Source organism: Lactobacillus panisapium, assembly GCF_019469265.1.
Lineage (GTDB): Bacteria > Bacillota > Bacilli > Lactobacillales > Lactobacillaceae > Lactobacillus > Lactobacillus panisapium.
In genome coordinates this window covers 575,889-600,694 of the sequence record NZ_CP048268.1, presented here as the reverse complement: position 1 = coordinate 600,694, position 24,806 = coordinate 575,889, and the positions used below count along the sequence as shown (strand labels likewise).

Sequence of the window (24,806 nt, the reverse complement as noted above, 5' to 3'; positions counted from 1 at the left end):
TTAATTAATTTTATTTTCAGCTTAAGTCAAATGCTTTCCGATTACGTTACCAATGATTGACAGGGTAAAGCAGACGATAAAGTAAAGTACTGCTAAAGCCGCAAACATCGGTAGAATATAGTTGGCATTTTGACCATAAATAACTTGTGCGTGTTGCATCATTTCTGGCACCACAATGATTGTGGCCAGTGATGTGTCCTTAATCAGTGAAACAAACTGACTAATAATTGTTGGTACCATGTTTTTATAAGCTTGTGGTAAAACAACGTGCCAGAGTGCTTGAACAAAGGACATTCCAGTCGATCTAGCACCTTCCATTTGACCACCTGAGACTGATTGAATCCCTGACCTAACAATTTCTGCTAGCATACTTGATTCAAAAACTGTCATCGCAATAATGGCAGCAGGAATTGTTTCCGGTCTGAAGCCAAAATTGGGCAACCCAAAGTAGGTAAAGAAGATGATTAACAGCAAGGGTACATTACGGATAATATCGATTATGAAACCGACAATCTTTGAAACGTACTTAATTTTCGAATATCTAATAATACCCAGAATTGACCCAAAGATGAAACTCAAAATAACCGAAATTACAGAAATATAAATCGTTACCCAGAGGCCCATCAATAAAAAGCGCATGTTTAGCCACGAAAAGGCGTTAATCCAATTTTGCATTTCACTGTCCCTCCCCTTAGGCTAATTTCTTCTCTAAATGCTGCATGTAGTAACTAAGCGGCAACGTGATAATTAAATATAAAACTCCAACTACTAGATAGCTGTTAATAGTATCAAAAGTTGTTGAAGCAATCGAGTTTGCTTGATACATCAAATCAAATCCAGCCACAAATGCCAGAACCGACGAATTTTTAACCAAGTTAACAAACTGATTTCCTAATGGTGGAATTACAATTTTAAATGCTTGCGGCAAAATAATATAACGCATTGCCTGCCAGTATGTCATACCGGTAGAACGTGCACCCTCCATCTGTCCGCCAGAGACAGATTGAATACCTGAACGAATGGTTTCAGCAATAAATGCGGAAGTGTAAAGCGTTAAGCCAATTGTTCCCGCTGTAAAACCATTAATCTTAACCACGTACATTGGAATAACCAAATAAAAGAACATGGTAATAACTAATAGCGGAATATTACGTAAAATTTCAACATACGCACGTCCAATAACGCGTGCTACTTTACTCGGAACTACTTCCATAATTGCGAAAATTGTTCCAATTATTAAACTGAAAAACAATGCAATCACACTGGAAAATACGGTCCAGCCTAATCCAACGAGCAGTTGGCCACTAAATTTTGTAAAAATGTTAATCATCGGCGATACAGCTCCTTATAATTAAATCCTGGAACGTCGCCGAACCACTTTTTAATCAAGCGATTGTATTCACCACTATGCTGCATTTCAAGAACTGCCTTATCAACAGCCTTAGTGAATCCGGTTTGTCCCTTATCAACTGCAACACCATAAGGTTCAACAGTAAACGTACCACCTCGAACTTCATATCCTGGGTTTTGAACTGCCAAACCAAACAAAATACCATTATCAGTTGTCAAAGCGTCACCCTGACCTGATTTCAATGCGTTCATTGCCTGAGCATAATCTTGCAGTTCGATTACTTTCGCTTTCGGCGCAGCCTTTTTAATGTTATCAACTGAATTAGAACCGACTACCCCGATAACGGTCTTACCATTTAAATCCTTAGTGCTTCTTATTTTTGAACTCTTGGGAACAAGTAGTGATTGCCCAGCATCAAAGTAAGACTTCGAAAATGAAATTACTTTTTTCCGCTCAGGCGTAATCGACATCGTCGCAATCACCGCATCAATATTGCCATTTTTTAATAGCGGAACTCTCGATTGTGAAGTGGTGGTAACAAATTCAGCACGTCCCTTCGGACCGAGAATATGCTTAGTGATAGCCTTAGCCATATCAACGTCAAAGCCTTTTTGTTGACCATCGCGGACATCAATCAAGCCAAATAATCTAACATCACCCTTTACACCCCAGGTGATCGTATTTGACTGCTTGACATTATCTAAAACAGATTGATCGCTCAAACTTTTGCCACAGCCGGTCAACATCAAGATACACGCTAATAAAGGAAACAGCCAAAACTTTTTTTTCATAATTGGCCTCCTTAGTGAGAGATAATTTTACTCAAAAATTGTTGTGCTCGAACCGTCTTAGGTTGTTTGAAAAAGCTTGTAGTATCATCGTCTTCAACAATTTGACCTTTATCCATAAAGATAACCCGGTTAGCAACTTCTTTAGCAAAACCCATCTCATGAGTAACGATTAGGGAAGTCATTCCGCTCTCATTAGTTACCTTTTTAATAACTTGTAGAACGTCATCGATCATTTCAGGATCAAGTGCACTTGTTGGTTCATCATATAAAATAAGTTTAGGCTTCATTGCTAGTGTTCGCGCAATTGCAACACGTTGCTTTTGACCACCAGAAATTTGTGATGGCATATTGTGTGCCCACTTTTCCAGACCGACCATTTCAAGCAATTCCATTGCTTGTTTTTTGTTCTCTTCTTCTGGAATGTGACTGACAATCCGTGGAGCTAACATAATATTTTCAAGAACATCTTTATTTTTGTATAAGTTAAAATGCTGGAAAACCATGCCAACATCTCTACGTAAAATATTTAAGTTAGTCTTGGGATCAGATAAATCGTGTCCGTTTACGATCAATTTACCTTCTTGAATTGATTCTAGGCCGTTTACGGTTCGAACTAAAGTACTCTTACCTGAGCCAGAAGGCCCAATTAGAACCACCGTTTCTCCTTCATCAATCTCTAAATTAATGTCGTGCAGTGCATGAAAATGGCCATAATATTTTTGCACGTCATGGAACTCTATCATCGACATTGTCATCGCCCCTTTCATAGTCATTGCAATAAAAATATATAAGTCATTGACTCTATTTTACTATAGCCGTTAAGATTTTTAAAAGTTAAGCACTATTTTTAATGAAAATTTATACAAAACTGTAATATAAATCTTACTAAACTTAAAGAGAATATATAGTTTATATTGACAATAATCGCTTGCTTTTATGCTTAATTCTTTTTGCTAATCAAAAACGACTTGCTCAATATTATACACTTCCGGTAAAAATGTAAAAACTCTGTTAGCACTTTCAAAACTAAAAGCGTTAGTTTAAACTAGCATGAAAGGAGAAAAAAGATGGATAAAGCAAATAATTATCAGATGTTACTTAAGCAGGCTCAGAGTCTGCTTAAAGACGAACACGACCTAATTGCCAATATGAGTAATCTTAGTGCACTGCTCTACAATAATTTACCTGATGTCAGTTATGCCGGTTTTTACCGTTACCAAAATGACGAATTGTTGTTAGGACCATTTCAGGGACCAATTGCCTGTATGCATATTGCGCTGGGTAAAGGTGTTTGCGGAACAGCGGCTGCTAGCCATGAAATTCAAATAGTTCCTGATGTGCATCAATTTTCAGGACATATTGCCTGTGATTCAGCCACCAATTCAGAAATTGTCTTGCCAATTATGCAGGACCAAAAGCTAATTGCGGTTTTAGACCTTGATAGTAAAAAGTTCAATCGTTTCGACAAAACCGATGCCACTTATTTAGCCCAAATAGGCGCTTGTATCATCAATTAACAACTATTAAAAGCAATAAAAAAGCTGATCGTCTACTTGAAGTGACCGCCATTTTTTCAATAAAATTGCGGAAACACAAATCAAAACAGATTGATCAGCTTTTTTATTTTAAACGTTGAAAATTACTTTTGCCCTGCTTGGCGCTGGCAGAATTTAACAATTTCAACAATGATAATCATGCAAATACCAGCTGCAAGAACAATGAGCCATTGTAAACCATTTAATTCCGTAACATCAAAGAATTTCGTCATAAATGGCAATTCAACAGCAGCCATTACCACCGCCGAAATAACAATTGCCCAGTTAAACCACTTATTACTAAAAGTATGTTTAGAAAAGATTGACTGGTGAATATATTTCGAATTAAAGGCATGGAACAGTTGAATTAGTCCCAGGGTCAAAAATGCCATTGTTAACGCATCTGCATGCTGCAAATTGGCATTATCCATATGCGGACCAAAGTTTAACCCTAACTGGTAAGTTGTCAAAACTAGCAGTCCTTCCAGAATTCCTTGGTAAACAATCGAACTAGAAACGCCGCCACTAAAGAAGTTGGACTTTCGTCCACGCGGTGCCCGTTTCATTATGCCTTGTTCGACTGGCTCAAGGCCAAGAGCAATCGCTGGTAATGTATCGGTAACTAAGTTAATCCAAAGCAGCTGTACGGGTGCCAGAATATCCCAACCAAGCATTGTCATCATGAAGACGGTCAAGACTTCACCAACATTACAGCTCATTAGGTATAGAATTGCTTTTTGAATATTGCTGAAAACTTTACGACCTTGCTTAACGGCTTCAACGATTGTGGCAAAATTATCGTCAGCCAAAATCATGTCACTAGCACCTTTTGAAACTTCAGTTCCAGTAATTCCCATGCCAATACCAATATCAGCCTGTTTTAAACTCGGCGCATCATTAACACCATCGCCAGTCATAGCCACGATTTTGCCGCGAGCTTGCCAAGCTTTAACAATGCGAACCTTATGCTCAGGTGATACACGGGCATAAACACTGTAGTCTGGAACATGTTCTTGCAAGTAGTCATCACTGATTTCATCAAGTTGTGCACCTGTCACAACTCGTTCATCTTGGCCTGGCTTCAAGATTCCTAAACGCTCAGCAATTGCTTGCGCAGTAACTTGGAAGTCACCGGTAATCATTACCGTTCTGATTCCAGCTTCGTGAGCTTCAACGATTGCCTTCTTTGCTTCCGGACGTTCAGGGTCAATCATTCCAACTAAGCCAGCAAAAACTAGATCCTGTTCAACATTATCAGTTGTTGGCTCATCATATAACTGGTCAATATTTTTATAGGCTAATCCTAAGACACGCAAAGCATTTTTGGCCATTTTCTGGTTAGCTTCTAAAATTGCTTCTTTCTGCTGCGCTGAAATTGCAGTGATCTGACCGTTCTGCTCAATTTTGGTTACCCGTTTGAGCAATTGATCAGGAGCACCCTTTACAGCAACAAAGTATTGCGCACCGTCTCGATTAACCGTACTCATTAACTTCCGCTCTGAATCAAACGGAACTTCCTGCAGTCGTTGATAATCGGTTAACATTTGGTGAACCGGAATCTTTTGATCTAGCGCATATTGAATAAGGGCTGTTTCAGTTGGATCACCGAGCAAACGATCATTATCATCTAATTTAGAATCATTTGCTAAGACCATTGCCATCAATGCTGGAGTATTAGCAGCAATTGGCTGGGCAGCTTTGTGATCCTGATTATCATAGTAAACTTGCTCAACTGTCATTTTATTTTGAGTTAAAGTTCCCGTTTTATCTGAACAAATAATATCAGTAGCGCCCAGTGTTTCAACTGCTGGCAATTTACGCACAATTGAATTGTGTTTAGCCATTACTTGGGTTCCTAGAGCCAAAATAATGGTTACAATTGCGGGCAAGCCTTCAGGAATGGCCGCAACCGCAAGTGAAACAGCAACTAAGAACATATCGATTGCTAATTTTTGTGTTGGTTCGGTTCCTTGCTTGGTGAAAAAGCCGACCACAAAGACAACTGCGCAAATGATTAAAATCATGATTGTCAGCGTCTTACCCAATTGATTAAGGTTACGCTTCAATGGCGTATCTGTTTCATCGGTATTGTTAAGCATTGTGGCAATCTTACCGACTTCGGTGTTCATCCCAATTTGGGTGACAATTCCTTCTCCACGGCCATAAGTAACATTGGTATTGGCAAAAGCCATGTTGTCTTGATCAGCAAGGGCCACCTTATCTTCAGCAATTATTCCATTTTCTTTATCAACTGGAACAGATTCACCGGTTAAAGCCGACTCTTCAATCTTTAAGCTTTTAGTGACCGTTAAGCGTAAATCTGCTGGAACAACATCACCAGCTTCAAGTAAGACAATATCACCTTGCACTAGCTGCGTACTTGGGATTTCAACTACTTGCCCATTACGCCGCACATGCGCATTAGGTGTAGCCATTTTCTTTAAGGCATTAATGGCCTCTTCCGAACGAGCTTCTTGGAACACGCCCAAGACTGCATTCAAAATCACGACAATCATAATAATTGCTGCGTCTGTCCATTCTTGTGCAACAAAACCAGATAGTAATGCTGCTACAATCAAAACGATAATCATAAAGTCCTTAAACTGGGCGATGAATCGTTGAAACAGGCTCGTTTTCTTCTTACTTGCCAAACTATTTGGACCGTCTTTTTCTTGCAATTGCTTTACTTGTTCTGGGCTCAAACCCAGTTTGCAAGTTGTTGACAGTTCTTTTTCAACACTTTCTACTGACTGATTATAAAAACTCTGGGGCATTTTGACCTCCTAAATAATAAAAAAGAGACTTATATGCTTCTCCACACACAAGTCTCACTAATTAAGATAAGTCCAGAAGTATCTCTTCGGTTGTTGGGCTTATCGCAGGTATTGCTGTTACTCCCTTATGATGATTTTATTATAAATAAAATTGGCATTTTTAACAAGGTCAATGCAATTTAAAATGAATAAAACAGTCCGGCTAACGCACCATTAATGATGCTGACCGCTGTTGCAACGAGGAATAAGCGCAATGCATGGCTAGCAATTGCTTCACCGTGTTCTTCATCAACCATCGTATGCATAATTCCCAAAGTTGTTCCCAAGTTAGGCAAATTGGCAAAGGAAATTAAAAAGACACTCACAATTGCCTGGGTTTTAAGCGGAACAGTATTCATATTAATCTGGTTAATTGCCACAAAAATATTAGTAAAAGCTTTTGTAGCCAATACTGTACCTGCACTAACCATTGATTGAGGATCTATTCCCATTAGAAAAGCAACAGGAGCACAAACATAACCAATCAAGGCCGTCAAGGTTTTACCACAAGCAGACTTAAAAATAATATTGACAAAAGTAATTAGTGATACAAAACCAATAATCGAAATTGAAATGTTGATTGCCAGTTTAAAGCCGAGATTCATACTATCAATCAGGCGCGTAATCAGCGATTTCTTATTAGTACTTTTGGTTGTTATTTCATAATTTACCTGTGAAATATCATATGGTGCAACAATTTTGGCAACGATAATTGAAGTAAATAAGTTAAGTACCAATGCAACAATGATAAATTCGGACTTAATAATATGCATGTACGATGCAATCATTGTTACCGTTGTATTTGACAAAGTATAAATTGATAAAGTAAATAACTGGTTCGGGGCCATGTCTTTCATTTGATCTTTAAATGGAACAAAAACCCCATTACTTACAAAAGGATAACTTAAAATTGTAAATGCATTAATTTCATCGATGTGAAAAAGCTTTTTCAGTACTTTACCTACATATTTAATAATAAAAGGCAAAATACGCAAGTATTGCAGTAACTCAATCAAAGCACAAATAAAAATTAACGGCAAAAGCACATCAAGAAAGAACTGTGAAGCCGCTTGTGGATTTTTCAAATCACCAAAAACGAAGTTTACCCCTTTGCTACTCGAAGCACTAATAATATTGAGACTGCCAGATAGTCCGTTAATAATCCAATTGCCGATAGTTGTTTTTAAAATTAAAAACAAAAAGACAAGTTCTGTAATAAACAAATACAAAATTGATTTATAGTCAATTTGTTTGCGATCAAAACTAACCCAATAAAGTAGTGCCAACACTAAAATTATTCCAATTACTCCCATTATGCTCTCCTTATGCGTGTTGCTTTAAATAGTAAGAATATTCATCAAAGATATTGTCAACGAACTGGTCTGTTAACCGGTACTCTGGTATCTCATATGAATTGGTTAAAACCGTAAAGTCACGTGCACCAGCAGGATAATCTTCGACTTTAATGGCCCAGTCCTGCTTAGTAAAAGCCTGGTACTCACTTTGAGTTAAATGGTAAATTCTTACACCGTATGGAATAGTAAAAGAATCGATTACTTCTTTTCTACTTTGTCCCTTCAAATTGATAAAGATTCCTAAATGTCTGCGGGCAAACTTTTCTTGTAGAAATTCCGTTAAATGACTGAGGTCCAGCTTTTCTTGCAGCCAAGCTTGATAATCTTCTTCCGGATAAAAATCACCAGATTGTGCTCGCAGAGTACTAGTTTTGATAATCTCTTCATCACGAGACACAAGCTTATCTTGATCATCAAAGCTAAAAGTTAAATGACCGTAATAATTACCTTGATAACCACCTTGAACGACTAACGTCTGCTTAATTTTCCCTTGATTAACGCGGTGCTGGTGGCCACAACTAAAGCCGTCAATTCCAGGCGTTTGTGAAACCAACTTAAAGGTCTCGTCTTCTCCCGTAGCGTAGTTTATTTCGTTATGAGTAGCTAAATCACGCTCAATTCCGCCGTGGTAGCCGACTAAAACAAGATCTACTTTATCCCGTAACGCTGCAACTTGTTTTTGCAACTCTGGTAGTGCATCCTTGACGATTACCCCACTAGTAACATCAAAGTCGCTAATCATCGACATTCTGCTTGTTAAAAGGCCAATAACCCCGATTTTAATTCCTGCTACCTCTTTAATGGCATAAGGTGGAAAAATAAGTTCATTTTGCTCGGAAAAGACATTGCAACAAACATACGCAGCAGCCAAATTTTTAACTTGCTTTTTTAAATAGGTAATACCATGGTCAAAATCATGGTTGCCTGGCACCATAACATCAAAGCCCACGCGATTGGCATAATTTACCAAAGGCGAAACTTCATATTGATCACAAAAATAAGTTGTTAACGGGTTGCCAACAAAAAAATCGCCGCTATCCATTAACAGGCTATTGGGATATTTATCTTTTAAGCCCTGCAATGCTAATGCGGGCTGCGGCTTATCATTTGCAATAAACCCGTGAAGATCCGTTGTAGTTAAAACATTAATTTGCTTAGTCATTTTCTTTCCTTTACTCATTAGTTAGCAATTTATACTATCAATTGATTTTATAATATCTCGAATGCCCATGGCAATATAAATTTGATCGCAACCGGGTCGAGATAAGCCGACAAGTACTCACCAAACATTCACCTAATTTAGTCAAAAGTATTAGTAGTAAATTTTCCCCAGCAAAAAGCAGTTAAGTTTTTCCAACGGCTTTAGCCACTGCTATTAACGCATATTTAATTTTTAGTTAAAACACCTAGCTAATCTAAAAATGCTTTTCCTGTTGCTTTTTCGTATCAGTACTTCTTAATTAGCGGCATTGACATCGGTAATTATCTAACTTATAATGTTGCTTAATTTTTAAAAAAATATGATAAAAATAAGTTGTTTTTAATCAAACTTATTTATAATTATACAGGAGACAATATGAGTAAAATAAGCGATGATGCGCAAGCCATCTTAAACTATGTTGGCGGGCCAGATAATGTCAATAGCCTGGTACACTGCGTTACCAGACTACGGTTCGAGTTAAAAGACAATCAAAAAGTAGCAAAAGATAAATTATTGGCTTTGCCCTGCGTTATCAGCGTGGTAAATAGTGGTGGACAAGAACAAGTCGTTATTGGTACCAAAGTGGCCGATTACTACGATGTTATTCAGCAATTATTAGCTAATCAGCGGATCACCGCTAAACCAAAAACCGCCAAGCATTCAACTTTTTCTCTAACCAAGGTTATTTCTGGTGCATTTATGCCCCTGCTTTCAGTCATGGCCGGAGCTGGTATGGTCAAAGCATTACTGACGGTTTTGGCAAGTACGCATTTACTTTCAACTACTAGTACGCCATATTTAGTATTATCAGCGGCTGGCAATGCGATTTTTTATTTTCTACCAATTTTCGTGGGGATAACCTTGGCCAAAGAGTTTAAAGCAGATCCATTCGTTGGTGGAGCACTTGGCGCAGCCCTTTTAGAGCCAAGTTTTACCGGTTTAATTGGCAAACACGGACTTAATTTATTTGGAATGCCACTAGACCCAATCGATTATTCCACCACTGTTTTTCCCATTTTTATCATTATTGGTGCATATATCCTATTAGACCAGCTGTTGAAAAAAATCATTCCACAACAATTACAGATATTTTTGAATTCAATGATCTCACTGATCATTTTGGTACCAGCAACGGTATTAATCTTTGGTCCCTTTGGTAACACTGTCGGCAACTGGATTTCTACGATTATCATGTGGCTCTTCAGTAAGAGCCGATTAGTTGCTGGGTTAGTTTTAGGAGCGGCTTATTCATTTCTGACCGTGCTGGGTCTACACTGGGGACTAGTGCCAATCACTTTGCAAAACTTGAAAATGTACGGTGGTGATGTAATTGGCGGAGTTGGTGTGTGTGCTGTTTGGGCGCAGATTGGCGTAGCTTTAGGAACATTTTTATATAGCTTATTTAAAAACAAGGATGCAAAATTAAAGGGTCTGTCAGGCTCAATTACGATTACGGGTATTTTTGCAGGAGTTACCGAACCAATATTATACGGTTTGATTATGCCTTCCAAGCGCCTCATTATTATTACCGCAATTGCTGGTGGGATTGGCGGTGCCATTAATGCTTCATTGCATGTGATGGTTAAGTCCTTCCTTATTGATAATATCTTTTCCATTATTATGATGATGTATAAACCAATTGGCTTTATGATTCTGGGTTCAGGAATTGCTTTAATTACTGCGGCAGTCCTAACTTATTTCTGGGGATTCGAATCACAAAAACAAAAATAAAAATCAATTTACCAAAAAAAGACTAACGCGATGTTAGTCTTTTTTAACGATTTATTTTAATTAATTTAACAATTTACTTTAACCCAGTCCATTGCCATTCAGTAACTTCTGGCATATCTTTACCATTATCACGAATGTATTGGTGATGCTTATTAAGCAAGCGATCCATCTCATCAACAAAAGCTGAACTCTTTTCTGCATACTGAGGAATGCTCAAAATGGCATCTTTTGCTAGGTGGAAACGATCAAGCTCGTTAACAACACGCATGTCAAATGGTGTGGTAATATCACCATTTTCTTCATAGCAGTGAATATGAACGTTATTACGTCCACGACCAAACCAAATTGATTGCATCATTGCTTTGTAACCGTGCCATGCAAAGATCACCGGCACATCACTTGGGAATAATTGATCGAATTCTTCAGTTGAAATTGCATTTGGATTGTCTGCCGGATTCATCAACTTCATCACATCAACTACATTAATGTAGCGAATCTTCAAGTCTGGGAAATTCTTATGCAATAAATCAATTGCGGCCAAGGATTCAATTGTTGGTTCAGTTTCAGTTGAAGCAAAGACAACGTCAGGTTTGTCGTGACCATCTGTTGATGCCCAATCAATATATGATAAGCCATGATCAGCTAACCGTGCTGCCTCTTCTACTGAGAACCATTGTGGCCGAACTTGTTTAGAAGTTACCAGAATATTGATACATTCACGGTCACTAAATGCTTTGGCAGAAACGGCTAATAATGAGTTAGTATCTGCAGGCAGATATTCGTGAACTAAATCTGGCCGATTCTTCTCATACATATGAGTCAAAATACCTGGATCTTGGTGGGTGTAACCATTGTGATCTTGTTGGAATACAGTTGATGTAGCAACAAAGTTAAGTGAAGGGTAATCCTTACGCCAATATTGTTCCTTTGCCTTTCTCAACCACTTCATGTGTTGCGTTAGCATTGAGTCAACGACACGACCAAATGATTCGTAAGTAGCGAAGAATCCATGACGTCCAGATAAAACATAGCCTTCAAGCCAACCTTCATCTTGGTGCTCAGACAACTGCGAATCAATTAACCGACCACTTGGAGCCAAGTTTTCATCATTTGGAGTATGAACAGAACTTTCCCATTGCCGCTTTTGTTCATCAATAAACTTAAATAGCCGGTTAGACTTAGTTTCGTCAGGACCAAAGCCGCGGAAGTTGTCTGGATTAAGTTCTGCAATTGCGTTTAAGTATTTAGCCCATTCCGTCATATCTTCTGCTTCAACAGAACCAGGTTGGTCAAACTTAAGGGCAAACTTCCGGTAGTCAGGAAGACTTAAGCGCTTGGCATCCTTACCACCATTAGTAATCGGATTCATTGCCATTCGACTGTCGCCGTCAACATTGTCAGCCAAGACTAAATCAGTAGGTGCACCATTTTCATCAAATAAGTCTTCAGGATGATAGCTCTTCAGCCAATCAATTAACATATCCTTGTGTTCCATTGAGTCTTGAGCTACGGGAATTGGAATCTGGTGTGCTCTGAATGAGTTTTCAACTGGATTGCCATCAACATCAAATTTAGGACCGGTCCAACCCTTAGGTACACGGAAAATAATCATTGGCCAATGAGGCAAAGTAGTATCATTATTTTCACGTGCATTCTTTTGAATAGCCTTGATTTCCTCAATAACTGTGTCCATCAATTTGGCCATTTCTTTGTGAACTTGCATATGATCTTTGTAACCATCAAATTCGCCACCATTATAGGCGGAAATAATATACGGATGCCAACCCATACCTTCGAAATACTTGGTTAACTCTTCATCGCTCATTCGTGAAACAATTGTTGGGTTAGAAATCTTGAAACCATTAATTTGTAAAATAGGTAAAACAGCACCATCTTTAATTGGATTAATGAACTTATCGCTAAACCAACTAGCTGCAAGTGGGCCAGTTTCAGCTTCACCATCACCAACTTCGACTGCTGCGATGACATCAGGATTATCTAAAATTGCACCGGTACCGTGAGAAATTGAATAGCCTAATTCTCCACCTTCATGCATTGATCCTGGCGTTTCAGGAGCAGCGTGAGAAGCAGAACCACCAGGAAAACTAAACCGTTTAAATAGCTTAGTCATTCCTTCTTCATTTTGCTGAATCTCCGGGTAAAGTTCACTATATGAACCATCAAGATATGAGTTTGAAACCATAACTTGACCACCATGACCCGAACCTTCAATGTAAAACATATCCAAGTTATACTTTTTAATTACCCGGTTTAAGTGCGCATAAATAAAGTTTTGCGGTGAAATAGTACCCCAGTGACCGATTGGTTTAGGTTTTACTTCTTTTGCCTCTAAGTCATGCTTTAATAATGGATTGCTCATTAAGAAAAGTTGACCTACCGATAAATAATTGGCTGCACGCCAGTGTGCATCAACACTCTTTAAAAATTCTTTTGAATCGTAATCTACTGCCATATTGTGTCTCCTATAGCTGTTATTAACTTCAATTAACTTTATACGAATATTATACCAATTTTCTCAAAAAGTTCAACCATTCTAAAAATTGGTTCGTCCCAATTATCAAATTCGCATTTACTTAATTCCTAAATTGTCAAAAGGTAATTTTAATCGGCTTTAGAATAAGCAGCTTTTAAGTATTTAGTTGCTCAAATACTGATAAGTACTTAAAATAAGAACTATATACTGAATATTTCATTAATTACTATTTAAAAGAATGCTAGATTATTTTTAGGAGAAATGGCAATGACACAAGAAGAACGAATTCATGAAATTAGGCAGTTATTGAATCAGAAACACCATTTAGTTACTAGAGATTTAGCTAATTATTTTAATGTTTCATTTGATACCGCTCGTCGTGATGTGTTGCGCTTAACCTCAACAGGACAAGCTATCCGTGTTCATGGTGGCCTGCTGGCAAATAATCAGGAGAACGTGCCCAACTTTTTAACAAGAAACCAAATTGATTCACCCATTAAAACTAAAATGGCTCAGATGGCCCAACGTTTTGTTCACCCTAACCAATGCGATTTTATTGGTCCTTCCACTACCCTAAAAAAACTATGCGAACTCATTAATGGTATCGATATCCAGATTGTCACCAATTCAATTGATAACTCCCTAGAATTGATGCAATCAAGAATGCCTGCTGTACGGTTATTAGGTGGAAAAATTGATAAAGAACATCGCTTTAGTTATTCTGTGACTTCATTAAAAACGTTGGAACGAATGAGTTTTAACACCGCTTTTATTGGAACTTCAAATGTTAAAAAAGATGGCATATATTCGAATAGAATGAGTGATTCTGAGTTGACCAGACTCGCCGCCTCTAGAGCAAAGCAAGTCGTTGTGGTTGCAGAGCAATACAAGTTTAACAGTCAAAACACTTCTCCTTTTATGTCTATTCCCCTTGAACAAATTGACGTGTTGATCACAGACACACCTTTGTCACAAGAAATGCAAAGTTGTTTTTCACCGAGTACGCAAATTATTCCGGTGCTAAGGAAGTGAGGTCATGCAAATCTTTTTTACTAACCATTCTGCTATTCAGAATAAACAGTTAGATAAAGAGGTTTATCAAGAATTAGAACAGTTTTATAATAGTTTTTTCAACAATATCTATAATGAGCTAAATATTGGTAAATACCGCAAAATACGTGATGCAATTGGCCTGGTAATGCGCAAATTCGACTGTCATGACCACCCGCTGGCATATACAGGAAAATTAGTGATGTACATTCAAGCAACGATTGCTTTAGAGCATTTGCATTTAACTTGTGAGCAACAAAATTTATTGCAACTTTTGGGTACAAATACAAAGAAGATCAATTTGAACTTTGTCTATTCTGGGCCCATTACGGATTTACGCCAATTTAAAAATAGTTAGTTTCTTTTTTAGATAAAATGTATCCAAAAAGAGTCTGGGAAGAAACTATTTTCTTAGACTATTAAAAAAACGTTGAACTTACTAGTTCAACGTTTTTTCTGTATACATTCTTTCTTGGTCTTGTTATTATTTAATTATCCAACTTCAAATAGAACGGAGACCAAAAACAATGTACCAAAATTATACCACAGGCCAGACTGCTTTAGTACTTAATTTAGACTTTACTATTCCGCAAAATCACCTCGTTCATGCTATTAGTCAGTTTGTTGACTCTATTCCCCTAGCTGTGCTTGAGGGTGAGTCTTCTGCTACTGGTCGTCCAGCCTACCATCCGGCTCGAATGCTTAAAATCTTGCTTTTTGCCTATAGCCGCAAGGTCTTTTCCGGGCGCAAGATTGCCCAGATGCTAACTGAAAATCTGCCCATGATGTATTTGGCTGACCAGCAGACCATGTCTTATCACACGATTAATAACTTTCGTGCCAGCAAGCACGCCAACCAGCTGATTAAAAAGTGCTTCCTTTACTTTAACCACCTACTTCAAGAAGAGGGCCTGGTTTATGAGCATGCCCTTTTTATTGACGGTACCAAGGTTGAAGCTGATGCCAACAAGTATTCCTTTGTTTGGCGCAAGGCCGTTGACCGCTTCCAAGCTAAATTGCAGGATGAAGCATTGGCACTCTACCAAGAATTAGTGGAGGAAGAAGTGGTTAAGGCCATGGCAGCCGAAGAAGTGCAGAGCAGTCAGGGGCTAAACCAGCTGGCCAATGAAGTTGCAGCAGAAGTCGAGCGACTGGACCAAGCGATTGCCAATGAGCCGAAAGCAATTCCCGGCGGATCTAAGCAGAAGCAAAAACGGCGGCGCTTAAAAAAGCTGTTTCACCGAATCCGACGCGACTATCAGCCGCGTGCCCAGAAGTACGAAGAATACCAAGCGCTTTTTAAGGGTCGCAATAGCTTCTCTAAGACTGACCACGATGCCACCTTTATGCGCATGAAGGAAGACCCGATGCTTAACGGGCAGCTAAAGCCGGGCTACAATCTGCAGGTTGCGACCAGCAATCAGTATGTTATTGATTATGCCCTGTATCCTAACTCAACTGACACCAGAACCTTGGTACCTTTTCTTGAGCAGCTGGCCGTTTTAGGCGACTTTGATACAATTGTCGCTGATGCGGGCTACGGCAGCGAGTATAACTACGCTGAGCTAACCGACCACTTTGGCAAGCAATTTTTAATTCCTTACACTACTTATGAAAAAGAACAGAAGCGCAAGTATCGTCATGACCCGACTAAGCTAGACAACTGGTATTATGATGAAACCGAGGATTATTACTTAGACCATCAGGGCGTGCGCTTCAACTTTAAACACTACTCGACTAGACACGACCGTTACGGCTTTACCCGTCAGTTTAAAGTCTATGAAGCAGATGAGTTTCAGCTAAATGCGGCCAAAACTGCTCTAGCTAAAACGCCCAGCGGGCGCCAGCGCCAGCTCAATTACAATCCCACCTGGCAGTACTTCAAAGCCCAGGTACAAGCAGCTCTTCAAAGTAAAACCGGCAAACGGATTTATGGTCAACGCAAGATTGATGTAGAACCGGTCTTTGGCCATTTGAAGAACGTATTTGGCATGCGCCGGGTCCACCTAAGAGGACAAGCAAAAGTTGAAAATGATCTAGGATTAATGTTAATGACCATGAATTTGAAAAAATATTGGCAAAGGAGTGGTCCTAATAGTCAACTTTGGCGGGCAGAAAGAAGCAAAAAGCAGCTAAAACACTTTTTCCAGTGTTTTGGCTGCTTCTTTTTTTGCTTAAAGAGCTAGTTTCTTCCCAGACTCTTTCTTTTGCTTTTTATCATCAAAAAATTTTTGTGTCATAACTATAACTTCTTCGCCTTATACATGCTTTGATTGGAATAAAATTTTCAGGTTACTTTCCTAATCAGTTTTCTTCCTATAAGAATGTGAATATAGATAATCGATTTAAATTATTCGGACATTTTGTTAGCTTTATTGTTTTAATAAATTTTTAGCTAGTGCTAAATTTCCAATGGTTGCAGAGCCATTATTTTCTACAGCTGGCATTGTTATGTATTGCTCAAGCGGTGGTACTTTGATGTAATTGTTTAACATCTGCCTAAAATAAAATCTAACTTTTTCTAGAAATTTTTCACTAACTACTCCTCCACCAAAAACGATTTTATCAGGGCGTAAAATTAACGTAACTTGTAAAGCCGCTTGTGCAACATAGTAGCCCATTATTTCCCAAACCGGATTACTTAAGGGAACTTTTGACCCAGCTTTTCCTAATCTGGCTTCAAATGTTGGTCCAGATACGAGTCCTTCTAAGCAATCATGGTGAAACGGACATGTTCCAATAAAACCTTTATCTTTAGGATGCCGTTTCAACAAAACATGACCCATTTCAGGATGCCCTTGACTGCCAAGTAAATGACCATTTATTAAGGCTCCACCACCTACACCTGTACCAATAGTATAATAAACTAATGAATCAACATCTTCATTTGAAAGTAATGACATCACATACTCACCATATGCTGAACCATTGACATCTGTTGTAAAAAATATCGGAACATCAACCTTATTTTTTAGGTAACCAACAAAATTAGTGTTTTTCCAACCCTTTTTAGGCGTATTTGTTATATACCCATAACTACTTGATGTTTTTCGAATTTCTATAGGGCCAAAAGAGGCTATACTAATAGCTCTCACGGGATAATTAGCCAGAAAATCAACTACCTTTTGAAGTGTCTCTTGCGGTGTTGTAGTTACAATTTTAATTGCTTTTTTTATTCTGTAATTTTCATCACCAACAGCACAAATAAACTTTGTTCCACCTGCTTCAATTGAACCTAATAACATCTTGATTACTTCTTATTTCTTTGACAAATTTCAATAATTTCATTATTTGGACCATAAAAATTAAAGTAACTAATACCATGATCCCAAAATGGTAAATGCATAATCTTCTGATTAATTAGCTTAAATCCCATGCCCTTTATTAACTCAAAAGCTTGATCAATTTCATCTGTATCAATTGCATAATGATTGATTGCACCATTGACAGAATTAACTTTTGTTTCCCAAACTTCTAGCTCTAAATTGCCTAATTGAAAAAAGCCAGTGGCACTGCCCTGATTATCTTCTTGATTGACTAATTTAAAACCAATCTTTTCGTAGTCATGAACACTTTTTGCAAAATTATCTGTTGGAATACCAATGTGAGAAATTCCTTTTAAAATATTCATATTCAGCTCCTTGTTAAATTAAATGAAATTTTTTTAATCCTTTAACGATACCCAAATTATCATTTGTATCAGTCACATATGAGGACGCATCTTTAATTGCCTCATTGCCGTTAGCCATTGCAATCCCATAATCTACAACTTCAAACATGGTTAAATCATTATTTCCATCGCCAAAAGCATAAGTAGGTACTCTTAGATGTTCCGCATTTATCAAATTAATAATTGCCTGTCCCTTTGAATTTCCACGCAAAACAGTATCAATTGAATGCGGCCCAGTTATCATAAAATTTAATTCAGAAAATTGCTCACTATATTTATCGTCTGCATGATGTGCAATCACTAGCATTTGATTTACAGAATTTGCCCGATAAAAATTAGAATCAATTTTTGGTAATGGTGCAGATATATTTTGATAAAAGTGCCGTGAAAGAGGCTGATCTTCAGATATTGCAATTTGCCTAGAATTATAAAAACCGATAATATCCCCTCTACTCTTGGCATATTTCAAAACCTTTTGGCATAAAGATTTAGGAATCGTGAAATTAAATTCAATATTGTTGTTAAATTCTACATATTGACCATTCGTTGCAATAACTGAATCAATCTGACATTCTGTCATGATTGATCGAACTTCAAATGCTGCTCGTCCTGTACAAATTATCGGAATATTTCCATTAGCCTTTAACTGCTTGATAGCCTTACTTACTTCCGGCAATACTAGAGACTTACTTGATAAAAGGGTGCCATCTAAATCAAAGAAGACTAAAGACTTGATTTGCTTGTTCATAAGTCTTTATTTTCTTAACGTAATATTCGAAAATTTAGCTTTACCATTTGCCACAGCAATTGCTAAATCATTACCAAATTTATGATAAACACGTGTAACCAAACTAATACCATTTACCAATATTACAAAGATATCTTTATCAACTACTAACTTAATATGCATCTTCTTAAAGTTAACTTTAGGAAGGGGACGATCTAGTCCCTTATTCATTACTTGAAACCATGGCCATTCTGGACTTTTATCAAAAATAATTCTTTGATCATCAGCCGAAAGAAGATATTGATATGACTCATCGGTCTTGACATTTTTAAAGATTCTTAGGGCAATATTACTAATGTCTTCATTACAACTAACATCCATATCTAATACAAAATGTCGACCAGTATTTTGTGCAATTACTTTTTCCGTTCGTCCCGTTTCATTGGTAATTGTAATGTCATTAATTTTAATTTTAGTAGTAAATTGTTCGGTTAATTCGTCTGGTAGTTTTGTAGCCAGCGTCCCGTCCTTTCTTTGAATCAGTTCGAAAGGAACGTATGTACCACCCCATTCCCAATTTACCTTATCACCTTTGCCATTTTCTCTAGTTGGTACCCAGCCAAATAATACTCTTCGCTTGCCATCAAAAGCGGTTCTAGCAGCATAATATGCTCGTCCGTCAAATGCATCATCTCGAGGCTTTAGCCACGGGCCATCAATCTTTTTACTCATGCGGTATCTAGTTTTGCTTTGTTCACTATATTCGGTATAGAGCAAATACCACCAATCACCCATTTTAAAGAGATCAGGCATTTCAAGCCCTGTATATAGGTTAGGAGCAAAAAAGTCTCCCTTAAATGACCAGTTTTTTAGATCCTTAGAAGTAAAAGACACTATTCGACCAGTAAGTTTAGATTTTGGACCAGCTAACCTAGTTCCCAAGATTAAAAGGTATTCATTTTTATCCTGGTTCCAAATTACCCAGGGATCACGCCAGTCGGTTTTGTCATAACCTTTTTGCGCTGGTAATAATAACTTATCAACGTTTTTTTGAAAATGCTCATAATCATGACTAACGCCATGAAGTAACACTTGTGAAGCCTTACCTTCTTGTTCAGCTTTTTTATTATAGCCAGTGTAAAAAGCATGGATTTTCCCTCCTGCTTCAAAAACTGAACCAGCATATATCCATTGTGCTGGATCATTTTTATCACCAGCAGGAATAGCATCCCCATGGTCTTCATAATTTACAAAGTCTTCTGTGGTTGCTAGTGACCATCCAAATGGTTCATCATTATCTGTCAGCGGACCAGGTTTCCTAGGATCACGTTGATGATATAAGTAAAACTTGCCGTTTTTGCCAAAAGGCATAATGTCCCCCATCCATTTGTCTTTTGTTGGCTTATAAAAAACTTTATACATACAATTCCTCCTTTTATTCTGTAACTGCTTCTGTCGCTATCTTACGGTCACGATGCATTAATTTTTTAAGTAGATTGCACATTAAAGCCCCTACGACTACACCGATAACTATTGATACACAATAAAGTAAAATATTTGAATCAAATGGTGCAGCCATAAATGTAGACAGTGCCGTTTTTTGTGTAGTACCGAAAAAAGCATTTAGTGCACTAGCTAGGCCTGACCCGACCATACAACTAGGGATCACTGCCAAAGGATCAGAAACAGCAAATGGGATTGCTCCTTCAGTTGTTGCAATGATTCCCATAATTAAAGCAGTAGTAGAATTTTCCTTTTCATCTTGACTATAATATTTTTTACCAATAAAACTCGCTAAAGCCATAATTAATGGCGGAATTCCAATTGCAATAAAGCAAGCTGTACTTATTGCATAGCCACCAGAAGTATAGGAGGCCATACTAAATGTATACGCCACTTTATTAATGGGACCACCCATATCCGTAGCCATCATTGCCCCAATAATGGCGGCAACTAAAACCTTGTTCGACCCACTAATGCTGGCAAGCCAAGATGTTAATCCACTTTGCATCCCTCTAACAGGATTACTAAATACATAAAAGATAATTAAGCCACTAATTAGTACAGATGCTAATGGAATAATAAAGATGGACTTTAGTGAAATTAAACTTATTGGCATCGGGATTTTTTTTAGCCAATACACTAAGTAACCGACTAAAACACCAACTACCATTCCTCCAATAAAACCCATACCGAGCTTATTGGCGACTAATCCTACAATAAATGCTGGCGCTAACCCGGGGCGATCTGCAATTGAGTATGAGATATAAGCAGCAATCATCACTGGAATAAACCCAAGCCCTTGCTGCCCAATCATTCTCAAAATTCCCCAAATATTATTGGTCTGGTTCCAAACGCCATTTCCCCCACCAATAACGGCAATTGATACCATCAGTCCTGATGCTGAAACTAATGGAATCATGTATGAAACTCCAGTTTGAAAATGATCAACTAGTTCCTTAAAAAACTTTTTTATACTATCCATAAAAAAGCCTCCTTTTTATTTTTATTAACCATCAATAACTTCATGAACTTTTGTTATTGCTTTGCTGCCATCCTTTACAACATCTGAAGTTCCCATTTTGACAATCTTTTTGCCTTCAAAGCGCTCTTTTTCACGTACATTTGTATCTACTGCGAATATCACTGCATCAGCGTCTGCAATGTCTTTAGCACTTAACTTGTTTTCAAATCCCATTGCTCCCTGTGTTTCAACTTTAATTTGGTCGCCATTCTTCTTAGCATATTTCTTTAAATTTTGGGCAGCCATATAAGTATGTGCCACACCTGCTATACATGCTGTTACTGCTACTAATTTACTCATTTTTCTCCCTAGTCTTTTATCTTTCTAAAAATTTCAACTAATCTATTTGGATCATTTTCTGCTTTAATTTCTTTTACAAAATTATCATCCATCAATTTACCAGCTATCGTTGCCAACATCTTTAAGTGTTCTTTACCAGTATCTTTTTCTTTAGCCGCCATTAAAAAAATGATTGATACTTTGCTATTATCAAGAGAATTCCATTCTAAGGGCTCAGTAGTTTTGGCAAAAATTAAAGACGCAAAATTTACTGCTGAACTTTTACCATGTGGAATTGCTATATTATTACCGATTCCAGTCGTGGTTTGACTTTCGCGTTTTAAAACATCTTGACTAAACTTATCAGCATCATTAACAATTTTGTTTCGTTCCATAATTTGTGCCAACTGATTTATAGCATCTTCTTTAGAAGACGCCTTTAAGCCAATGACTATATTATTCTTTGAAATAAAATCAATCTTCTTATTCAAATTCTTCACTTCCTAAAAGCTTAATTATTTCTGTTTTTGAGGTTAATCTGCATAGAGTCTTTAACAATTTTTTATCTTCAAGAATTGTATTGAAGTAATTATAAATTTGATCAATAGAAGTCTTGACACTTTCATTCATTGCCATAAAAAATACTAAATTGACTCTTCCCTTATCCCAATCAACACCTTCTGAATTGATATAAAGAGCTATACGCGCCTTCTTCACATATTGAATAGGTGCATGAGGGATGGCAACAAAATCCATCTCTGTACTTGCCATTTTTTCTCTTTTAATTGCAGCATCTGCTATACCAGAAAGAGCATATTGTTTTGAACATAGTAATTCACAAACTGTACGTATTGCCTGATTGCGGGTAGTTCTTTTGTTATCAACGATAATCAAATCAGGTTCGACTAATTTCATAAATTCACCAGAATTTTCTTGAAATTGCTTAAATTTATTAATTACTGCTTGTAATCTTCCCTTTGACTGATAATCAAGAAATGGTGGTACAACCACAACATTTTTATTTTGAAGATCAATATCTACAGTACTTATTATTAAATCTTCCGTAATTGGAGCAGACATTAATTCAGATACAGAGACCACTCGATTAATTTCAATTTCATCTGCGAAATATTTTTTTATTCTCTGTTCTAACAGTCTTGCAGTCCCAAGACCGGTACTACAAACAATTACGGTTTTTATCTTTTTTTCTTCCCTTCTTTCTAAAAAGCTCTCAATATGTAGGGCAATATAAGCAATTTCATCATCATTTACATTGACCAAGAAATGCTTACCTATTTCAATACTTAAATCTACAGCCTGGTTATAGGCATAAGGAAAGTTACCTTTAATACTATTTTTATATGGATTTTTTATGCTTAATCCCAAACTAAGGCGGTGCAATGCCGGTACCAAGTGCAATGTCAAATTACTAATCAATGCCTTATCATAGTTAGTCAGATTAACTTTTAAAAATTGAACTAACTCACTTTTTCTAAATAACTTTTTGTCATTTTTAAGACTTAAGTGAACGCCTGAATTCGATTCAGCAGCAAGAATATGGATATTAATATATGCCTGTTCTTCTACTGGAATAGTTAATTCTAGATTTTTCTCAAGTAATTTAGAAAGAATGGCTGTCTTAGGTGATAACGGATGGTTAGTCAATTCCTCATTAGCAATAATAATTTCCTTGTTTTTTATTCTTTGGATTGCTATCACTAAATGGACCGCTAACGATTGAAACTGATAATCATTTAATCTGATAGAATTATTTTTCTGAAACTGATTCAGGGTTCTGATTACTTTATAAAAAATTTCCGGATTAAAAATGCTTTTTAATTCTTTAGGAATATTAACCGCTAATTTTAAATCAGCATTATTTTTAATTTCGAGATTATTTCCCCAATAAAAATCAAGAAGTATAGTCATTAATCGTCTTCTAACATTTTCCGATGCATCTAGACAGATACCTTTTTCATCACTTACTAATTTGGCACCCTTCTTTTTTAGCCAATCTTTAAGTTGCTTTAGATAACTTTCTATAGTTGTCCTGCTCACATAATATTTATCAGAAAGATTTTGAATAGTAATATGTTCTTTTGACGTTAATAAAAAAGACAAAATAGCTAGCTTTATCTCTTGCGGACTTTGTCTGTTAGCAATTAATTCGCCATTCTGAAGAGATAAGCGTATGTGAGTAGTATCGCCAGAAAAATAAATACCGACACTTGGTTTTCTAACAAGTTTAATCTGATATGCTTTAACTTCACTTGCAATTTCATTTAAATACTTATTAATAGTCTTCCTTGACATGCCAATATTATGTTCAATATTTTTGTAATGAGTTATGCCCTCATCTAAAATTTGCTTGATAATTTTTATCTCATTTTCATTAATACGATCACCTTCTCTCTTGAATACGCTTACAATTATAAGATAAAGAATTAGCTTTAGATACGGTGCAAAGTAAAACATCAAAAGTATACTTTTGTGTTACCTAAGTTAATTTTGAGTAAACAAAAAGGTAAGAATAATTTTTCTTACCTTTAACCTTTTTTATTTATTCAAATTTACAAATGTATTGAATCTCATGTATTGATAATGAATTCGCATTGTTGAAACTTCAAATGGCGTGCCGTCATCAAGAAAGAAAATACCTTCTATAACACCCACCGGCTCGGTTGTCTTTAATGTCATTCGTTCCTGGTCTTCCTTACTCGAAGGCTCAACCGTAATATTAAGAAATGCTTTGGTTACTACCTTATTTTGAGTATCTTCCAAATAGTTAAACAAAGATTTCTGTAAATTTTCCGGCTTTAATTCCGGCACAATTTTGATAGGAACATAGCCGGTTTCAATCAAAAACGGCTGCGCATCAAGGTAGCGGAGGCGCCGAAATTCATAAACAAAATCATCTTCATTTAAAAATAAATCCTGCCTAATCGATTCCGATGCTTTAACTACATTGAAGTCTAACAATTTAATTCCTTGTTTTTTACCTGGAACTTTTAAGCTATCTGTTAAACCTAAATTTGACCCTTCATAGCGAAATAGTGACTGGTTTTTCAGATAAAGAGGGTTAATAAATGTCCCGCTACCACGCTTTTTAAAAACTATCCCTTGCTGAGATAAAAGTTCCATTGCCCGCTTCATTGAAGAGCGGCTCACTTGGTAGTGTTCTGCAAGACTTCGCTCATCAGGAAGGCGCATCCCATCATACTTATTATCTAAAATATTCTGTTTTATATCGTGCATCACAGTCCGATAAACGAAATCTGCCATTTT

The 24,806-nt window shown here is 37.0% G+C and carries 21 protein-coding genes and 1 pseudogene; 5 read left to right on the top strand and 17 right to left on the bottom strand.

Translation table 11 applies throughout. From position 1 onward, the window contains the following. Positions 1-21 precede the first annotated feature (21 nt). From GYM71_RS03010 to GYM71_RS02995, 4 genes are read right to left on the bottom strand one after another with little or no spacing between them, the layout of a single operon-like run. On the bottom strand, positions 22-675 hold the full coding sequence (locus GYM71_RS03010; protein WP_220220853.1) for an amino acid ABC transporter permease: 654 nt from the start codon (positions 673-675) through the stop codon (positions 22-24). 16 nt (positions 676-691) lie between these two features. Further along, positions 692-1,330, bottom strand: coding sequence for an amino acid ABC transporter permease (locus GYM71_RS03005; protein ID WP_103751989.1), 639 nt, complete (start codon positions 1,328-1,330; stop codon positions 692-694). After that, complete coding sequence (locus tag GYM71_RS03000; RefSeq protein ID WP_103751988.1) at positions 1,327-2,142, bottom strand: transporter substrate-binding domain-containing protein; 816 nt, start codon at positions 2,140-2,142, stop codon at positions 1,327-1,329. Before GYM71_RS03000 ends, GYM71_RS03005 begins: the two co-directional genes overlap by 4 nt. A gap of 11 nt (positions 2,143-2,153) precedes the next feature. Continuing rightward, positions 2,154-2,891 (bottom strand): amino acid ABC transporter ATP-binding protein, encoded by a 738-nt coding sequence (locus tag GYM71_RS02995; protein ID WP_103751987.1) that lies wholly within the window; start codon positions 2,889-2,891, stop codon positions 2,154-2,156. A 318-nt stretch (positions 2,892-3,209) separates the two neighbouring features. Here GYM71_RS02995 and GYM71_RS02990 point away from each other — a divergent pair, with 318 nt between their 5' ends. Further along, positions 3,210-3,659 (top strand): GAF domain-containing protein, encoded by a 450-nt coding sequence (locus GYM71_RS02990; RefSeq protein ID WP_103751986.1) that lies wholly within the window; start codon positions 3,210-3,212, stop codon positions 3,657-3,659. A gap of 122 nt (positions 3,660-3,781) precedes the next feature. Here the strand turns inward: GYM71_RS02990 and GYM71_RS02985 are convergent, their stop codons facing one another. The 3 genes from GYM71_RS02985 to GYM71_RS02975 form a co-directional block, all read right to left on the bottom strand. Further along, positions 3,782-6,451 carry a calcium-translocating P-type ATPase, PMCA-type gene (locus GYM71_RS02985; RefSeq protein ID WP_220220852.1) on the bottom strand — a complete coding sequence of 890 codons (2,670 nt, stop codon included), beginning with the start codon at positions 6,449-6,451 and terminating at the stop codon, positions 3,782-3,784. Positions 6,452-6,630: 179 nt separating this feature from the next. Further along, positions 6,631-7,803 (bottom strand): nucleoside transporter C-terminal domain-containing protein, encoded by a 1,173-nt coding sequence (locus GYM71_RS10515; protein WP_220220851.1) that lies wholly within the window; start codon positions 7,801-7,803, stop codon positions 6,631-6,633. A gap of 10 nt (positions 7,804-7,813) precedes the next feature. Next, positions 7,814-9,007, bottom strand: coding sequence for a bifunctional metallophosphatase/5'-nucleotidase (locus GYM71_RS02975; protein ID WP_220220850.1), 1,194 nt, complete (start codon positions 9,005-9,007; stop codon positions 7,814-7,816). Positions 9,008-9,421: 414 nt separating this feature from the next. On the opposite strand from GYM71_RS02975, the gene GYM71_RS02970 reads away from it, so the two are divergent. Continuing rightward, positions 9,422-10,777 (top strand): PTS transporter subunit EIIC, encoded by a 1,356-nt coding sequence (locus tag GYM71_RS02970; RefSeq protein ID WP_220220849.1) that lies wholly within the window; start codon positions 9,422-9,424, stop codon positions 10,775-10,777. Positions 10,778-10,850: 73 nt separating this feature from the next. Here GYM71_RS02970 and GYM71_RS02965 read toward each other — a convergent pair whose 3' ends face one another. Further along, on the bottom strand, positions 10,851-13,250 hold the full coding sequence (locus tag GYM71_RS02965) for a phosphoketolase family protein (RefSeq protein ID WP_220220848.1): 2,400 nt from the start codon (positions 13,248-13,250) through the stop codon (positions 10,851-10,853). Between the two features lie 288 nt (positions 13,251-13,538). Between GYM71_RS02965 and GYM71_RS02960 the strand changes: the two genes are divergently transcribed. The 3 genes and pseudogenes from GYM71_RS02960 to GYM71_RS02950 all read left to right on the top strand — a co-directional run bounded on the left by GYM71_RS02960 (position 13,539) and on the right by GYM71_RS02950 (position 16,625). After that, a complete protein-coding gene (locus GYM71_RS02960; protein ID WP_220220847.1) occupies positions 13,539-14,303 on the top strand; it encodes a DeoR/GlpR family DNA-binding transcription regulator in 765 nt (254 codons plus the stop codon). 4 nt (positions 14,304-14,307) lie between these two features. After that, positions 14,308-14,679 (top strand): bacteriocin immunity protein, encoded by a 372-nt coding sequence (locus GYM71_RS02955; protein ID WP_103751979.1) that lies wholly within the window; start codon positions 14,308-14,310, stop codon positions 14,677-14,679. 169 nt (positions 14,680-14,848) lie between these two features. Continuing rightward, positions 14,849-16,625 (top strand): annotated as a pseudogene (locus GYM71_RS02950) (IS1182 family transposase). Positions 16,626-16,693: 68 nt separating this feature from the next. Here the strand turns inward: GYM71_RS02950 and GYM71_RS02945 are convergent. The 9 genes from GYM71_RS02945 to GYM71_RS02905 all read right to left on the bottom strand — a co-directional run bounded on the left by GYM71_RS02945 (position 16,694) and on the right by GYM71_RS02905 (position 24,803). Beyond that, positions 16,694-17,566: an ROK family protein gene (locus GYM71_RS02945; RefSeq protein WP_220220845.1), complete on the bottom strand. Its 873-nt coding sequence runs from the start codon at positions 17,564-17,566 to the stop codon at positions 16,694-16,696. Positions 17,567-17,571: 5 nt separating this feature from the next. Then, positions 17,572-17,952 carry a VOC family protein gene (locus GYM71_RS02940; protein ID WP_220220844.1) on the bottom strand — a complete coding sequence of 127 codons (381 nt, stop codon included), beginning with the start codon at positions 17,950-17,952 and terminating at the stop codon, positions 17,572-17,574. Between the two features lie 13 nt (positions 17,953-17,965). Beyond that, positions 17,966-18,739, bottom strand: a complete 774-nt coding sequence (locus tag GYM71_RS02935) for a Cof-type HAD-IIB family hydrolase (protein WP_220220843.1) — start codon at positions 18,737-18,739, stop codon at positions 17,966-17,968. 6 nt (positions 18,740-18,745) lie between these two features. Then, positions 18,746-20,140 (bottom strand): glycoside hydrolase family protein, encoded by a 1,395-nt coding sequence (locus tag GYM71_RS02930; RefSeq protein ID WP_220220842.1) that lies wholly within the window; start codon positions 20,138-20,140, stop codon positions 18,746-18,748. Positions 20,141-20,153: 13 nt separating this feature from the next. Then, positions 20,154-21,203, bottom strand: a complete 1,050-nt coding sequence (locus GYM71_RS02925; RefSeq protein ID WP_220220841.1) for a PTS fructose transporter subunit IIC — start codon at positions 21,201-21,203, stop codon at positions 20,154-20,156. 24 nt (positions 21,204-21,227) lie between these two features. Beyond that, complete coding sequence (locus GYM71_RS02920) at positions 21,228-21,542, bottom strand: PTS fructose transporter subunit IIB (RefSeq protein ID WP_220220840.1); 315 nt, start codon at positions 21,540-21,542, stop codon at positions 21,228-21,230. A gap of 8 nt (positions 21,543-21,550) precedes the next feature. Then, positions 21,551-22,012: a PTS sugar transporter subunit IIA gene (locus GYM71_RS02915; RefSeq protein WP_220220839.1), complete on the bottom strand. Its 462-nt coding sequence runs from the start codon at positions 22,010-22,012 to the stop codon at positions 21,551-21,553. Continuing rightward, positions 22,005-23,996, bottom strand: a complete 1,992-nt coding sequence (locus GYM71_RS02910) for a BglG family transcription antiterminator (RefSeq protein ID WP_220220838.1) — start codon at positions 23,994-23,996, stop codon at positions 22,005-22,007. Before GYM71_RS02910 ends, GYM71_RS02915 begins: the two co-directional genes overlap by 8 nt. An 81-nt stretch (positions 23,997-24,077) precedes the next feature. After that, positions 24,078-24,803: a GntR family transcriptional regulator gene (locus tag GYM71_RS02905; protein WP_220220837.1), complete on the bottom strand. Its 726-nt coding sequence runs from the start codon at positions 24,801-24,803 to the stop codon at positions 24,078-24,080. Between the last annotated feature and the right edge of the window lie 3 nt (positions 24,804-24,806).